Source organism: Agrobacterium tumefaciens (genome assembly GCF_009649785.1).
Taxonomy (GTDB): domain Bacteria; phylum Pseudomonadota; class Alphaproteobacteria; order Rhizobiales; family Rhizobiaceae; genus Agrobacterium; species Agrobacterium tumefaciens.
Window position 1 is genome coordinate 1 of sequence record NZ_WJOK01000028.1, and the last position, 15727, is coordinate 15727.

Here is a 15727-nt window from a genome sequence, read left to right on the forward strand (position 1 = left end):
CATTAGGTGTTTTCATGGAAGATAAGGCGTTGCGTGATCACAGCTATGATATAGCCAAGGGTCTCGGCATAATTATGGTTGTCTTTGGTCACGCGGAAAGAGGTTTGAGTATTTCTGGTATGCCGACGCACTTCAGCCTTATGGGCTTTATTGACTATACGATTTACACCTTCCATATGCCGTTTTTTTTCTTCGTGTCTGGACTTTTTTTCTCCGAAAAAAATGTCGACCCGACAGATTTTCTTACCAAACTCGGAAAGAATATCGCTTACCCTTATCTGTTCTGGTCAATTCTGCATGGCAGTCTGATGGTGGCTATGGGGCGTTTTGGTCTCACTAACACGACCATAGATTTCACCCGTGTCCTCGAAATCCTGTGGAACCCGATCAGCCCCTTCTGGTTTCTCTACGCATTGTTTTTCTGCCAACTTGCATCATATATTTTCGTTCAGGTGCCTCCGATTGTCCGCATGGCATTTGCGCTTGCCCTCTTCACACTTTTTTATCTGCACAGCCAGTCTGTTCCCTTGGATATCGCATATGGGCTCGTCTATTTCACACTTGGCACTGTTGCCAAGCAATATGGTTTTCGGCAGAGGCGATACACGGTACACTCATTTCTCGCGCTTCTCGTCGCCTTTGCGATTTCCACCTATTTATCGTGGCAAACCGAAATTCCCGAACGGCTTCCTTTCCCATCCGCAATTCTCGGCATATTCCTGATTATCGCAATTTCGCAGGCGCTTGTTATTCGCGGAAGCGCGATTTCGTCGATGCTCAAGACACTCGGCCAGTTATCTGTCGGCGTGTATGTCATGCACATCATCGCTATAGGCTTTGGCCGAGCTGTCGCGGTGAAGCTTTTCCACGTCACGGATATGGCGAGCTTGCTAGCGATCACGACCGTTATCGGCGTTGCCATACCGGCCATCGTACAGATGGCCGCTATCCGCTTAGGGATCCAAGAGTGGCTGGCGCTGCCGGCCTCCGCCCACCGCAAGCGTGAAACCAGCGCCGCAGGCCAGCCGGGGAGACTGAGGATCGGCCGCTGATGCGGGGAAAAGATACTTTAAAACAACCAATTATCATGTTTTTAAGTCAAACATGAAAGAAACTGGACAAGCGTGACAAAACTGCACTAGCGCTATGCGGTAATCGCAGTGATTATGCCGTCCGATTGAATATAGAAGAACGATGATACTGACGCCATTCGGGGTCGTGAATATTGTGCATGTTACGGATTTTCCGGCGCAATCGAGCGACGACTTAACTTGAAGCATCGCCTTAAGTTAGGCAATAAGCCTGATGCAAGCGTAGACATTTCGTGACACGATTCTGCTGAACGGATGTAATGCCCGGTTGAGATTTGATTTACCGGTGTCAAATATGAAGTGCCAATTTTTATAAAACTATACGATGTCCGGTTTGTTTCTTTTTTCGGACGAAATTTATTTTGAGGACCAAATGCGTTTATTGAATGTTTCGATTCTGCTTGCCTCCGCAGCACTTGCGGGGTGCACCGTCACAGCGGCATCAGGCCCCGATGCGGCAACAATCGAATCCAACGCTTCAGTGAAATTCAGTTCCAAGGACAAAAAGAAAACTGCTGGCGTTGACTACGCTCTTATCGATATCAACAGTTCCGTCTTGAACTATGTCGGCGATACCACCACCGCTACCCTGCTCGGCAGTTTCGGCGGCGGCAAGGGTGGTGTTCCGGCGTTGCCGATGGGCGTTGGTGACGTGGTGCAGGTCGCAATCTTCGAAAGCCAGGCGGGCGGACTTTTCATTCCAAACGATGCGGGCAGCCGTCCCGGCAACTTCATCAGCCTGCCGAACCAGACGGTAGACCGGGAAGGCAATATCAGCGTTCCCTATGCCGGCAAGATCCGCGCAACAGGCCGCAATGTCGAGGATGTTCAGAGCGAGATCGAGGAGCGTCTGGCCAACCGGGCCATCGAACCGCAGGTCCTCATCACCAAGATTTCCAGCCGCTCCGCACAGGCATCCGTGCTTGGCGACGTCAAGGAGCCGACGAAGGTCCAGCTTTCAGAAGCAGGTGACCGCGTTCTCGACGTCATCTCCTATGCAAAAGGCCTCAGCGCCCCGAATATCGAATCCTATGTCACGTTGATCCGTCGCGGCAAGACCGCGCGCGTCAACTACAATCACCTTGTCAGCACGCCTTCCGAGAACATCTATGTGGTTCCGGGCGACACGGTCATGGTGGAGCGTGAACGCCGCACCTATCTCGCTTTCGGCGCTTCCGGCCTCAATGGTCGTTTCGAATTTGAGGACGCCGCGCTGAAGCTCTCGGATGCGCTGGGCAAGGCGGGCGGATTGCTCGATTCCCGTGCCGACCCTGCGCAGGTCTATGTCTATCGTACCGTCAAACGCGATCTTCTCGTGAAGCTTGGCATCGACATGTCCAAGTTCCCGGGACAGGAAGTTCCGGTCATCTTCCGCGCCAACCTGCGCGATCCTTCAACCTTCTTTGCCACCACGAAATTCCCGATGCAGGATCGCGATATCATCTACGTGACCAACTCTCAGGCAACCGAACTTTACAAGTTCCTGGACCTCGTCGGCTCCGTTCCCGCAACGGCCGGCAACGTCTCCGAGGATGTGCTTGCGACGCGCAACGCCATCCGGGCGTTCTGACCCTCGGCAACTCGCCGCTCCTGTTCAAAGCCGCCCCGGAAACGAGGCGGCTTTTTATTTTGGTCACGATTGGGGTCAAGTTCCGTGCATCGAGCCCGGCGACGGGCACATGCCCAAAACCGCCACAACCCTTGTTTCGCAAGGCAACATGACGGCATACATCGTCGCCGCCATTACAAAAGTTTAAGGTGATTTTGCAGCGCATTGGGTGTCTTGTGGGAGCTAAAGCTGCTCCCAGGGCTTGCCGAACATGTTCGGGAAACATGTATTGCTCTCATTTTGCGGAACCGTCAGATGAAACGTTTCTGGACCGCCCTCAGCGTTCTCGCCATCGCAGCCGCCGGCGCGTGGTATTTTAAAGATCGCCTGCCCCTTGATCAAATTCCCTATCTCAAACAATTCGCCAGCGTTTCGCCACATGCAGAAACGGCAACGGCCGATGGATCTGCCGGCAAGAAGGGCCAGACGTCGCAGAACGGTCAAGCCGGCCAGCAGACAGGCCAGAGGCAAGGTGGCGGGCGGCGCAATGGCGGGCCGCCTACCGTCAGCACCATCGCCGTCAACAAGGCGACGTTGCCAATGGATGCTACGGCGACGGGATGGGCGGTTGCCGCCGACATCACCAATATAGCGCCGCTTCAGGCCGGTCTCGTCACGGAAATCTCCGCGAAGGACGGCCAGCATATCAAGGCGGGCGATCTGATCCTCAAGATGGACGACCGTATCGCCCGCGCAGCCGTCGACAAGGACAAGGCCAATATCGCTGCCGATCAGGCAACGCTGGAACAGACGGAAGCCGCCTTCCAGCGCGCCGCCAATCTGGTCAAGCAGAGCGCAGAATCCCAGCAGGTGCTGGATCAGGCAAGGGCAGCCAGGGACAGCGCCGCCGCAAAGATCGATGCCGACAAGGCGACGCTTGCTTCCGACCAGGTAACGCTCGAACATATGGAGATCCGTGCGCCCTTCGATGGGCGACTTGGCGATGTTACCGTCAGCCCCGGTGCCTATCTCAGCGCTGGCATCAATATTGTGACGATCACGAAATACGATCCCATCTCTGTCAGTTTTCGCCTGTCGCAGCGCTACCTGCCGCAATTGCGCGAAGGCGTTCAGAAGGACACGGCGGTCGATGTAGACCCGGCGGCAACCGGCGGCGAGCCCATGAGCGGCATGCTGCGTTTTTACGACAACGTCGTAGACCAAACGTCCGGTACCGTACTTGCCAAAGCGGAATTCAAGAACGATCGCGGGCTGTTGTGGCCCGGCCAGTCCGTCAACGTCACGACTCATTTCGTCTCCGACGCGGAGATGATCGTCGTGCCGACGGTTGCCGTGCGGCCGGGGCCGAAGGGCAATTTCGTCTACACCGTCGATGACAACCACCGTGTTCATATGACGACCGTGGAAGTTGCCCGCTCCAACGGCGATATGACAGCCATTGCCAACGGCCTCACCGGCGGCGAGCATGTGATCATTGAAGGCCAGTCGGGACTTGCCGACGGTCAACAGGTGGTCGAGCAATTCTCGGACAAGGGCGGCGCGGCCGCCAATCTGGCCGCCAATATTCCGCAGCAGGAACAGGTGGGTAACCCATGATCCCGAATTTCTGCATCAACCGACCCGTTGCAACCACCCTTCTCGCCATCGGCCTCGTGCTCGCCGGGCTTGCCGGTTTCCGCCTGTTGCCCGTCGCTGCGCTGCCGAAAGTCGATTTTCCGACGATCAGCGTTTCGTCGTCGCTGTCGGGCGCCTCGCCGCAAACCATGGCCACCTCGGTCACCACGCCGCTGGTGAAGCAGTTCGAGACCATTCCGGGTGTCAGCGAAATCAGCGCCACCAACACGCTGGGCAACAGTTCCATCGTGCTGCAATTCGATCTCAACCGTGACATCGACGCAGCGGCAGCAGACGTTCAGGCGGCGATTTCGCGCGCACAGCGGCAGTTGCCAAGCAACATGACGACAACGCCGAGTTACCGCAAGACCAACCCGGCCGATGCGCCGGTACTGCTGCTTGCCATCAACAGCAAGGAGATGCCGACCAGCAAGGTGGACGAAATCGCCGAGAATATCATCTCGCCGCTGCTTTCAACCATTTCCGGTGTCGCGCAGGTGAGTATCTACGGCGCGCAGACCTATGCCGTGCGCATTGGCCTCGATCCCTCGCAGCTTCAGGCAAGAGGGCTTGGCGTCGATACCGTCACAACCGCCATCGCGCAGGCGAACAATCAGGTGCCCGTGGGCGCGTTGCAGAATGACAACCAGCGCCTGACGATAGAGGCAGACACCCAGCGCACCGATGCGGCGGCCTTCCGCTCGCTGGTGGTGGCGACAAGCAACGGTGCTTCCATCCATCTCGGCGATATCGCCAATGTCACGGACAGTATCGACAACCCCAATGCCGGCAGTTGGTTCGATGGCGAACAGGCGATCGTTCTTGCCGTGCAGCGCCAGCCGGACGCCAACACCGTTGATGTGGTGGATGCCATCCGGGCCAAGTTACCGGCGCTGCGCCAGCAATTGCCGCCATCGGTCAATATCAACGTCATGAATGACGCCTCGACTGCAATCAAGGACGCGATTGCCGACGTACAGTTCACGCTGCTCCTCACAATCGGGCTGGTGGTCGCGGTTATCTATCTCTTCACCGGGCATCTGACGGCGACCATTATTCCGGGCCTTGCCGTGCCGCTATCACTGATTACCGCCTTCGGCGCCATGTATGTTCTGGGGTACAGTATCGACAATATCTCGCTACTCGGACTGACATTGTCGGTCGGACTTGTGGTGGACGATGCGATCGTCATGCTGGAAAACATCCTGCGACTGCACGAAGAAAAAGGCCTGACGATGCGCGAGGCGGCCCTTCAGGGCGCCGCGGAAGTCAGCGGCACCATTCTGTCCATGTCCATCTCACTGGTCGCAGTGTTCATTCCCATTCTGCTGATGGGCGGAGTGATCGGCAGGCTGTTTAACGAATTCGGCATGGTGGTCACACTCGCGATCATGGCGTCGGCGCTGGTTTCGCTGACTGTCACGCCCATGCTCGCCTCGCGGCTTTCGGGTCATTCCTCCAGACCGCCGGCCATCATCCGTTGGTTCGACGCCGGCTTCGAGCGCACGCTTCGCCTCTATGGCAAGGCCGTCGGCTGGTGCCTTTCCCATCGCCGCGTGGTTCTGGGCGCATTCCTGGCATCGGTTGCAGCATCGCTTTTTCTGTTCGAGACTTTGCCTTCCAGCTTCTTCCCGCAGGAGGATATCGGTCGCCTTTCCGTGTCGACGCAGGCGCGTGAGGACATTTCCTATACCGCGATGCGCGATCTTCAGGCGCAGGTGGCCGATCAGATCCGCAAGAACCCGGCCGTGGTGCATGTGACCTCTACAGTCGGCGGCAACTCCCGCAACCCGCTGAATAACGGCTCGATGTTCGTGGAGCTGAAACCGAAGGAAGAGCGTGCACCGCTAAGCCAGGTATTGGCCGAACTTGGCCAGGCGACATCGAAGGTGGCGGGCATCCGCACCTATATCAATCCCCAGCAAAGCTTGCGTTTGGGCGGGCGCAGCTCCGCCAGCCAATACCAGCTCGTCATTCAAGGCCTGAATGCCGACGCGACGAATGAATGGTCGAACAAGCTGATGGAGGCGATGCGCCGCGACCGCACATTCGCCGCCGTCAATTCCGACGCTCAGAACGGCGCAATTGCGGCGACGATTTCGGTCGACCCGGAAAAGGCAGCCGCCTTCGGCATTACCAACGACCAATTGCGCAAGACGCTGGAAATGTCGTTCGGCGGTTATACGGCGGCGCAAATCCAGTCGACCGGTGATAGCTATGATGTGATCGTCGAATTCGACAGCTCGAAACAGTGGAATGACGATTTCCTGAGCGACATCAACATTCTCTCGGCAAAATCGGGTGTTCTGGTTCCGCTTTCCAACTTCGCCACCCTCACCCGCACGCAGGCGCCAGTGACCATCAACCAGACGGGCCAGCTCGTTTCTACGACCGTCTCCTTCAACCTGCCGGATGGCGTGGCGCTTTCGGATGCGACGAGCCGTATTGACCAGATCAAAACCACCATCGGCCTGCCGCAGGACGTGTTCACCAGCTATGGCGGCACGGCGGCGATATTCCAGCAGAGCCAGGGCAATACCGGCATCCTCATTCTTGCGGCGGTGTTGACCATCTATGTGGTGCTGGGTGTGCTTTACGAAAGCTTCATCCACCCGCTGACCATCCTTTCCGGTCTGCCGGCGGCGGCTTTTGGCGCGCTGGTGGCGCTGAAGGTGATGGGCATGGATTTCTCGATCATTGCGCTGATCGGGCTGTTGATGCTGATCGGCATCGTCAAGAAAAACGCGATCATGATGATCGACGTTGCGGTGGAACTGATCCGCGAAAAGGCCGAACCACCCACCCGCGCCATCCACGAAGCCTGCGTGCGCCGTTTCCGGCCGATCATGATGACGACCTTCTGCGCGCTGCTGGGCGCCCTGCCCATCGCCCTCGGCTCAGGCGCCAGCTCGGAACTGCGCCAGCCACTTGGCGTTGCCGTGGTCGGTGGTCTCATCGTCTCGCAATTGCTGACGCTGTTCATCACCCCGGTCATCTTCGTGGAAATGGACAGGTTGGGTACCTACCTCACCGGGCTGTTTTCGCGCAAGAAATCGGCCGAAAAACACGCGGAACCGCAAAATCCGGAAAGTGCCAGCGAACCCGATTCCGTCGCGGCATAGATCGAAGATACGCACTTCCGGACACAAACCGAGATGCGGTTTCTACCGAAAATGCTCTAATGAAGGCTTCCGAGGCGCTCCAGTGCCTCGGAAAATCCCTGTCCCTGCAACTGGAACGAAACCGTTCGGCCCTGCAGATCGGGGGCCTCTATCGTCAGGGTTTCTCCGGCCTTCAGCGCGGTTACAAGTTCGACGAACGGCGTGAAGGAAACGATGCAGCCCACGGGCAGACACGTGCTGACCTGAACTTCCTGCAACCGCACATTTCCGGATTTTACCGAAAACAGCTTTGTGACGGCAAGGCCGAAAGGCATGACCATGGTGCCGGAAAGCTTACCCGGCGTCCCGACATCATCCAGGCGGAACTCGACGGAGACGACCAGTTTGCGTGTCTTCTCTTCAAGCTGGACCTGAGCGATGGCGCAGAGAGGTTTTGCCGTCTCCGCAACCGGCTTACTGGCTTCATTATCATCTTTTTTCGCAGGCGCGACGCAAGCAAGCTGCCAACTCCCGTGAACCTCACGCAACGGCGCGTCCGCCTTTTTTTCTGCATCTTGCGCGGGAGCACCGCCTGCCATCAAACCGGCGGACAGGAACACCGTGAGAGCCGTTTTCCAAAGCGTGTTTTGACTGCGCTTCATCAGAAACGAACTCCAAGTTGGGCTGAAGCAGATTGATCCAGCAGACCCGCGCCAAAAACCGCGCCGTAACGGAATGTCAAGGTGGCGGATGGGTTGAGATTGTAGCTAAGCCCCAGATTGATCAATGCCACGTCGCGCGCCATGGCAGCACTTGTCACAGAAAACGCACTGCCACCATCGTAGAACAGTGCGCTCTCCATCATCGGATCGCCATAGGCATGACGCCACCCGATATCGAGCATCGCGCGTCCAAGCATCCCCTCCAACGCAATGTCACGGCTGATGCGCGCCCCGAGCGTCGAATAAAACTCGTCGTGGCTGACGGCACCCGAAGACACGGCGGCGGTACCGCCCATCTCCCGGAAAGCATCCGTCCGCGTATTCACGTAAGCGATATTGGCGTAAGGCTCGATATGGGTGAGATCGAAATCGAACCGCCAGGCGGCTTCGGCAAAGACCTGCGTGGTGGAAGCGTCGTAACCGGCAGTGAGGTCCTCCTTCAATGTTGAAAAGGAAACTGCCCGGCGCGTTTCGACATCCTGAAAGGCGTGGGTTGCACCAAGACGCAGGGATGCAGGGCCAATTGTTTTGCCCGCATAACCCGCCACATAGTAGCTGTCCACGTCAGCAGATGCAGCAGGAGAACCCTGGCTGATCACATCGCGGCCGTAACCGGCCGCCACCCCGGCACGCCAGCCATCAGCCAGATCTCCGTCAACACCAAAGAGGACGCCGCCGCCCTTCATGTCGGCCGATGCGCCGTTTCCATCGCCATCGATGCGGCCGCGAGAGCCGAAACCACTGGACCAGAACGTGAGTGAACCCTCGTCAATGTCAAACGGGTTTGATCCGCCTTCAGCATAGGCGACCGGCAGGATCGGGCGCGCATCGACACCTTCGAAAGCACTGCGCAGCCGGTTGAGAATGACATCGCGGGTGAGTTGGCTGCGGTTGATCAAAGCCATGGCAAGCGAGGGATGAATTTCCCCGGCAAGCTGCGCGAAGGCGGATTGGGTTTCGCCCTGCTGCAGAAACACGGCCGCCTCGTAGAGCGGCGAGCTTTCCCCAAGCGCCTCTATGGCGTTGGCGGCCCCGCGCGCATTGGCCGTCGATGTTTCAGCGGCCAGAAAGCCGGCATCCGGTGATGCACGGGCGAAGGAAAGATAGGTGGTGCCGTCGTCGGCACTCCGGGCTACCCTTGCGGTCAGATAGGCGAAATTTTCGCCGACACTTGAAAACGTACCGGTAATTCCACCCGTTGCCGTCAGGATCGTGTAGCGGGTGCTGAGGCTATAGGCAGTTTGGTTCGCCAGCGACGTAACGACAAGACTGACATCATTGTCGATGGTGATGGTTCCGGTCACGGCAAGCCTGTCGGAATTGCCGGCGGCGTCGATTTCAACCTCATAGCGAGAGCCACTAGCAAATGTTGCGCTGCCCGTGGAAGCCAGCGTGCCGATCGAATTGCCGGGCGCGAGCGTGCCACCCGAGCCGACGATCAGGCCTCCGATGGTGCCGGAGCCGCCAAGTGTCGCGCCGGTACCGACCGAAACAGGGCTTGCAAGCGAGCCATTGACGCTGAGCTTTCCAGAGGAAACCGCAGTGGTGCCCGTATAGGTACTATTTCCGGTCAAGACCAGATTGCCATCGCCGGTCTTTTCAAAGGTGCCAGTACCGCTGATGCCATTGGAAAGCGTGCCGGCACCATCGACAACGAGTTGCGCATCATTGGCGATGCCGCCCGAGCCGAAACTTTTTGAGGTGCCTTTCAGCGTGCCGGAGGAAATCGTGGTGCCGCCGGAATAGCTGTTATTGCCGCCAAGCGTTGTGACGCCAGCTTCGGCAACGACTTTGCCCGCACCTGAAATATCGGCTGAGAGTATATAGCCGGTCTCGGAATGGTTGAAGACGATGCTGCCGTTGCCTGCACCGAAAGCAATCGTGCGCGCTTCCAACGCACCGGCTGAGCGGGCGGTTTGGCCCGCGGCAGCTCCGATGTTGAGCACGCCTGTGGAACCCGCCGATGCGGCAATGAGAATAGTGGGTGCAGCCAGCGAGGCTCCGCCGGTTATCTCAACGGAACCGTTTCCGGCATCGCCAACGACCATGAGATTGCCAACCGCAACGCGCGATCCCACACCGCTGACCAGAACGTTTCCATTCGATCCCGCCGCACTGCCCGCATAGAGATCATAGGCATCAAGCGATCCGCCATTCGTAACGGTCAAGCTTCCGGAACCTTCAAAACCCACATCGACGGAGCCGGAGTTCACAACGCCGTTGTCGATATAAGCGGTGACGTTCGAACCCGCTCCTGTGATCGTCATCGTGCCGGAGGAACCGGCAAGATTACCGAGCATCACCTTGGCAGCTTTGATACCGCCGCCAGCGCTGACCGACACATTTCCTGTAGCCCCGCCTCCGTATCCGACAAAAAACGTTCCGGTCATCGCCCAGCTCGATCCGTCGCCCGCCACCGTTACGGTGGAAGTGGAGCCGCCATGGGCCGCAACATAGCCGTCGCGGCTTTCCACCGTGCCACCGGCCTCGACGGTCATGGAACCATTGCCGTCAAGGCCGACATTGAGATCGGCGCGGCTTTGCAATTTGCTGCCGACGCCGGATACCCGGGCGGAACCAGTACCACCGGCATTTGTTCCGATGATGATATTCGCTGCATCGACAAGGCCGCCGCCCGTGACCGCCAGCGAACCCGTGCCATTCACCCCCACCTCGAGATCACCACGGTTGACTGTCCAGACCGAGCCCTGCCCATCCACGGCGGCAGCGCCCGTCGCACCCGCCACAACGCCAAGCCGCGCCGTCGTACTATCAACGGAGCCACCTGCCAGGACGTTGAGCTTGCCGTTGCCGGCGGCGCCGCCCGGATCGGCGACATCGCCGCCAACCTGCAGGTCGCCGGTCCTCCAGTTCGAGCCGTCGCCGGTGACAGTCGCCTCACTTGCCGAATGGCGGCCGACAATGGCCTCGCCACTGGTTACGGTCCCTGCGGCCTCTACGAGAAGCGTTGCAGCTCCCGAATTGCCAACGACGAGCGATCCGCCGCTTTGCAGCGAGGAGCCCAGACGGCTTACCGTCACAGAACTTCCGTCCGCAGAAGCCAGATTGGCAATCACCGTCGTTGTCTGACTGATGACCGTGCCGCCACCGGTTACGGTGAGCTTACCAACGCCTGCTTCGCCAACGACCATATCCCCGGACATGGTCCAGTGGCTGTCTTCACCGGAAACCAGCGCGGTTCCCGTCGTGCCGAGGTCTTCGGCCAGAACGCCTCTCGCGCTGTAAAGCTCGCTGGCGCCGAGCACCTCCAGATTTCCACCGCCGCCAGCTCCGGAAGACGACCCGCTCACAAAAACGGTGTCGGAATTCGTGAGAGTGGAAGAGTTATCGAGCTTGAGGGAGCCATTTCCAGTCCCGCTTCCGCCAACAAGGACGTTCTTCGACGATGCCGTCGTGCCGTGCAAAAGGGAAAGGTTACCCACGCCGCTGCCACCGATGGAGACATCACCGTCATTCTGCCATTTCGCACCGATGAAACTTGCGGTGCCGGACGCGCCACTGACAGCGCCGAGAAAAACTGAATCTGTCTGCAAGCCGCCCTGCACCACCAGCGTGCCGGCCCCTGGCGCGGTGCCTATCAACAATTCACGGGCTTTGGCGCTCGTCCCTATCGTAATGACCGGGCCGTAGGTATCGATCATCACATCATCGCTGGCACCAGGCACGCGGCGCGACGGACCCCAATCCGCGTCGGTAAACCAGTCACCCCCATCGGACCCCGTCCAGAGCAACGTTTCGGCGATAGCCCCCGATGTAGCGGCAAGCGAAAATATAAAGAAAAAAAGACCCGCCGTCCCGCAGACGAAAAGCCTGCTTGGCGTCAAGGCACGCATTTCCGCTGTCGGACAGGTTTCCCCTTCCGAAACATGGCAGAAACAAGCGGACATTCAGTCTCCCTAACCCGCGCGACTTGCGGTCTTCCTTTGATCGAGCGAATCATTTTTTGAATCAGATCAACTACGCCAGTTTGAAAGATGATTTCCAGTATGAACAGCGCAAAGCGTGGTTTTTACTGACAGACGAAACAAAAACGGAGCACGACAGGCGTGCTCCGTTAAATAAGCAACAGATGGCTGGAGTAAATCTCTGCCGAGATCGAACGGGAAAATCCCGTTCTGCCTACTGCTTTGAAAACCGCCCGAAGGCTCCGCCTGAAAAGCACAGGGGATCGCCATCGCGGTGGGCGGCACGCAGCACTTCGCCGACGATAATGGTGTGATCGCCCGCATCGTGGGCTGCCGCCTGCCGGCATTCGAAACGGGCGAGCGTGCCCGGAATGACCGGAACGCCCTCGTCGTTGATTTCCCAGTCAAGATCGTCAAATGCGCGGCCGCTGCGGGTGAAGCGGGCGCTCAGCACGTCCTGATCTGCGCTCAGCACATGGATGGCGAAATGCGTTGCGCCGCTGAAGGCCGGATAGCGCGATGAATTTTTGGCAGGCGACCACAGCACCAGCGGCGGATCGAGCGATACCGACGCGAAGCTGTTGACCGTCATACCGATCGGCCCTTCGGGCGTCGTTGCCGTCACCACTGTTACGCCGGTGGTGAAAGCGCCGAGCGCATTGCGAAAGCTGCGGCTGTTTTCGCCGCCGGGAACAAATACGTGCTCATTGGGCATTTTGATCGCTTCTGCGACTGTCATCACGGCACCTCGCTTCCAATTGCAAGTGTGTAAAGCTCAAACCATGTCTGGCGGTCGATGGTGACGCGCAGGGCATCGGCCGCCGTTTTTATGCGCTGAATATTGTTGGTGCCGAGCACGGGCACGATCTTTGCCGGATGCCGCAGCAGCCAGGCGATGGCAACGGCAGTGGCATCGACACCCTGCTCGTTGCCGATGCGCTGCAGGGCAGCCATGGTTCCACCATGCGCACCGGAAAACAGCGAACCGCCGCCAAGCGGCGACCATGCCATTGGTGAAACGCGCTTTTCCTGCAGGAAGGCCAGATCGCCATTGGTGAAGCTATCGGTAGCAAGCAAGCTCATTTCGATCTGGTTCGTAACCAGCCTATTGCTCATAGCCGATTGCAGCAGGGAGAAATCCCAAGGGCGAAAATTGGAAACGCCCACGGCCTTGACCTTGCCGGAAGCTACCAGTGCATCGAGCGCCTTGCCGGTTTCTTCGGGATCGATCAGCGGATCGGGCCGATGGATCAGCAACAGATCGACATGATCTGTGCCCATGTCACGCAAGGAGGCCTCGACTGAAGCGTTGATATGGCCAGCCGTGGTATCGTAATGCTTGACGCGGGCGGCTGAGTGACGCCCGGCTGGCGCCACGATGCCGCATTTCGTCACGATCTCGATCTTGTCGCGAAGGGATGGAGCTGCCTTGAGGCCGGCACCCAGAATGGCTTCCGCCGTGTATCCACCGTATATATCAGCCTGATCCATGGTGGTGATGCCCTGCGCCAGGCAGGCTTCGATCTTTGCCTGTACATGGGAAGGCGAAGTATCAGCATCGTCGCCGATGCGCCACATGCCGTAAACGATGCGGCTAAGTTCCAGGTTTTCAGAAAGAGCGATACGTTCCATCAGTGGCGTTCCCCGTTGCCCAGCGGCGTGGCAGGTGTTTCAGAAGGCACCCGGCCGTATGCATGCGGCAGGGAGCAGGTTTTCATTTGCGGCAGGACCTTGGTTCCGAAGTGTTCAGCCTCGTCGAGATGCGGATAACCCGAGAGGATGAAGGCGCGAATACCCATTTTCTGGTATTCCTCCAGCGCCGAAAGGACCTTATCGGTGGAGCCAACGAGCGCTGCACCACAGCCGGAGCGCGCCCGGCCGATGCCGGTCCACAGGTTTGGTTCGACATAACCGAACTTGTCGGCCAGTTCTCGGGCCCGCGCCTGATGCGATACACCGAGTGAGCCGCTGTCGTGGGCGCGGTTGCGGATCAGCTGGCCATACTCGTCATCGAGCTTCGAAACCAGATGCTCCGCATATTCGCGCGCTTCATTTTCGGTATCGCGCACGACCATGTGGACTCGCAGGCCGTAATCCAGCGTGCGGCCATGGGCTGCGGCACGCTCATGGGCAGCGCGCATGCGGTCTGCGAGCTGGTCTTTCGTTTCGGGCCACATCAGATACACGTCGCATTGCGCGCCGCACAGCTCCAGCGCATCCGGCGAATAACCGCCGAAATAGAGCAGCGGACCACCATTCTGCTGGTACGGACGTGCAGGCTCGGTGGAGACACCCTTGAACTGGTAGATCTCGCCGTCATGGTCAATCGTGTCACGGGTCCAGGCCTGGCGCAAAATCTGCACGACTTCATGGCTGCGTTTGTAGCGAAACGCGCTGTCAGCCACCTCGCCGGGAAAATCGGAGCTGATGACGTTGAGCGTCAGGCGGCCCTTCAGCATGTGATCGAGCGTCGCCACCGTACGCGCCAGCATGATCGGCTGCATTTCGCCGCAACGGATTGCAGCAAGGAAATTGATGCGGTCGCTGATCGGAGCGCAACCTGCCACGAAGCTCAACGTGTCCTGGCCGACCTGATAGGAAGAGGGGCAGAGAATGTTGCGAAAACCGAGTTCCTCGGCCTTTTTGACGATATCCGAGCAATGTTCGAAGCTGGAGCGCAGGCTGCCATCCGGCACGCCCAGATAGGCGTAATCATCGGAACAAAGGGCAGAAAACCAGGAGACCTCGGCAGCATCGAGATCAGCGGATGTAACGGGTACGACGGTCATGCAATTCCTCCTCAAGGCCGCTCTCGTTTTTCTTGCATAACATCAAGAAATATGTAAATCAATGATGTATCAATTTTTGTTTTGCGGAGGGGATGGCATCATGAAACACACGGGCGGCAGCCTGCCTATGTATTTGCAGATCGCCGAAATGCTGGTGCGCGAAGTCGCTGCGGGCCGTCTGACAGATGGTGAAAAGCTTGCTCCCGAAAGGGATATGGCAGCCGATCTCGGCATTGCTGTCGGCACGCTTCGCAAGGCGCTTGCGGAGTTGCAGGAGCGTGGACTGCTGGAGCGTGTGCAGGGTTCCGGCAATTATATCCGCGCGGTCAGTGATCCCCAGAGCGTTTATGCCTTCTTCCGGCTTGAGATGATCGAGGGGGGTGGCCTGCCAACGGCGGAGGTGCTGGATGTTGCGCGCCTTGCCAAGCCATCCACCCTGCCCGCCTTTGGCACATCGCCGGAAGGCCACCGCATCCGCCGCCTGAGGCGTATCGCGGGGAAACCGGCGGCAATCGAGGAGATCTGGCTCGACGGTTCCTATGTCGACACGATTACCATCGAGAACCTGTCGGAATCGCTCTATCTCTACTATCGCACCCGCCTCAATCTCTGGATATCGAAGGCAGAAGACCGCATCGACCTCGGGGAAGTGCCAGAATGGGCGCCTGCACAATTCGGCCAGAAATCCGGCGCGTCGGTGCCGCGCGTCCTTCGCCTGAGCCAGGGTCAGGACGGAGCCGTGGCTGAAGTCTCATGGACATGGTTCGACCACACCGTCGCACGGTACGTTTCACGCATACGTTGAAAACGCACGAAATTCGCGTGATCCACATGGACAGAGAAAATTGACCACAGGCAAGGAAGCCGCGACCTGCCACGCAGGGGTTTTCGTTGAAATATTTCTACAAATCAAA

Annotated in this window: 10 protein-coding genes; 5 read left to right on the plus strand and 5 right to left on the minus strand. The window is 58.4% G+C overall.

The window, feature by feature from the left end; translation table 11 throughout:
* The 4 genes from GH784_RS23080 to GH784_RS23095 form a co-directional block, all read left to right on the plus strand.
* Positions 1 to 1052, plus strand: a 1052-nt coding sequence (locus GH784_RS23080) for an acyltransferase family protein (RefSeq protein WP_210251790.1), incomplete at its 5' end; no start/stop codon positions are given.
* 412 nt (positions 1053 to 1464) lie between these two features.
* Positions 1465 to 2661: a polysaccharide biosynthesis/export family protein gene (locus GH784_RS23085; protein ID WP_013761539.1), complete on the plus strand. Its 1197-nt coding sequence runs from the start codon at positions 1465 to 1467 to the stop codon at positions 2659 to 2661.
* Between the two features lie 294 nt (positions 2662 to 2955).
* Positions 2956 to 4257, plus strand: a complete 1302-nt coding sequence (locus tag GH784_RS23090) for an efflux RND transporter periplasmic adaptor subunit (RefSeq protein WP_065703038.1) — start codon at positions 2956 to 2958, stop codon at positions 4255 to 4257.
* Positions 4254 to 7397 carry an efflux RND transporter permease subunit gene (locus tag GH784_RS23095; RefSeq protein WP_065703040.1) on the plus strand — a complete coding sequence of 1048 codons (3144 nt, stop codon included), beginning with the start codon at positions 4254 to 4256 and terminating at the stop codon, positions 7395 to 7397. Before GH784_RS23090 ends, GH784_RS23095 begins: the two co-directional genes overlap by 4 nt.
* 56 nt (positions 7398 to 7453) lie before the next feature.
* On the opposite strand, the gene GH784_RS23100 is transcribed toward GH784_RS23095, so the two are convergent.
* The 5 genes from GH784_RS23100 to GH784_RS23120 all read right to left on the minus strand — a co-directional run bounded on the left by GH784_RS23100 (position 7454) and on the right by GH784_RS23120 (position 14813).
* Positions 7454 to 8038, minus strand: a complete 585-nt coding sequence (locus tag GH784_RS23100; protein ID WP_065703042.1) for an invasion associated locus B family protein — start codon at positions 8036 to 8038, stop codon at positions 7454 to 7456.
* Complete coding sequence (locus GH784_RS23105; protein WP_065703044.1) at positions 8038 to 12006, minus strand: autotransporter domain-containing protein; 3969 nt, start codon at positions 12004 to 12006, stop codon at positions 8038 to 8040. The genes GH784_RS23100 and GH784_RS23105 overlap by 1 nt, the downstream gene beginning before the upstream one ends.
* A gap of 232 nt (positions 12007 to 12238) precedes the next feature.
* Positions 12239 to 12763 (minus strand): flavin reductase family protein, encoded by a 525-nt coding sequence (locus GH784_RS23110; RefSeq protein WP_038494015.1) that lies wholly within the window; start codon positions 12761 to 12763, stop codon positions 12239 to 12241.
* On the minus strand, positions 12763 to 13656 hold the full coding sequence (locus GH784_RS23115; RefSeq protein WP_019564643.1) for an aldo/keto reductase: 894 nt from the start codon (positions 13654 to 13656) through the stop codon (positions 12763 to 12765). Before GH784_RS23115 ends, GH784_RS23110 begins: the two co-directional genes overlap by 1 nt.
* Complete coding sequence (locus GH784_RS23120) at positions 13656 to 14813, minus strand: LLM class flavin-dependent oxidoreductase (protein ID WP_065703046.1); 1158 nt, start codon at positions 14811 to 14813, stop codon at positions 13656 to 13658. The genes GH784_RS23115 and GH784_RS23120 overlap by 1 nt, the downstream gene beginning before the upstream one ends.
* 100 nt (positions 14814 to 14913) lie before the next feature.
* Between GH784_RS23120 and GH784_RS23125 the strand changes: the two genes are divergently transcribed.
* Positions 14914 to 15618: a GntR family transcriptional regulator gene (locus tag GH784_RS23125; protein WP_065661628.1), complete on the plus strand. Its 705-nt coding sequence runs from the start codon at positions 14914 to 14916 to the stop codon at positions 15616 to 15618.
* Positions 15619 to 15727 lie beyond the last annotated feature (109 nt).

Coding starts and splice junctions, on each gene's coding strand:
- GH784_RS23120 (WP_065703046.1), bottom strand. CDS start 14,813: ATGACCGTCGTACCCGTTACATCCGCTGATCTCGATGCTGCCGAGGTC.
- GH784_RS23110 (WP_038494015.1), bottom strand. CDS start 12,763: ATGACAGTCGCAGAAGCGATCAAAATGCCCAATGAGCACGTATTTGTT.
- GH784_RS23085 (WP_013761539.1), top strand. CDS start 1,465: ATGCGTTTATTGAATGTTTCGATTCTGCTTGCCTCCGCAGCACTTGCG.
- GH784_RS23105 (WP_065703044.1), bottom strand. CDS start 12,006: ATGTCCGCTTGTTTCTGCCATGTTTCGGAAGGGGAAACCTGTCCGACA.
- GH784_RS23100 (WP_065703042.1), bottom strand. CDS start 8,038: ATGAAGCGCAGTCAAAACACGCTTTGGAAAACGGCTCTCACGGTGTTC.
- GH784_RS23115 (WP_019564643.1), bottom strand. CDS start 13,656: ATGGAACGTATCGCTCTTTCTGAAAACCTGGAACTTAGCCGCATCGTT.
- GH784_RS23095 (WP_065703040.1), top strand. CDS start 4,254: ATGATCCCGAATTTCTGCATCAACCGACCCGTTGCAACCACCCTTCTC.
- GH784_RS23125 (WP_065661628.1), top strand. CDS start 14,914: ATGAAACACACGGGCGGCAGCCTGCCTATGTATTTGCAGATCGCCGAA.
- GH784_RS23090 (WP_065703038.1), top strand. CDS start 2,956: ATGAAACGTTTCTGGACCGCCCTCAGCGTTCTCGCCATCGCAGCCGCC.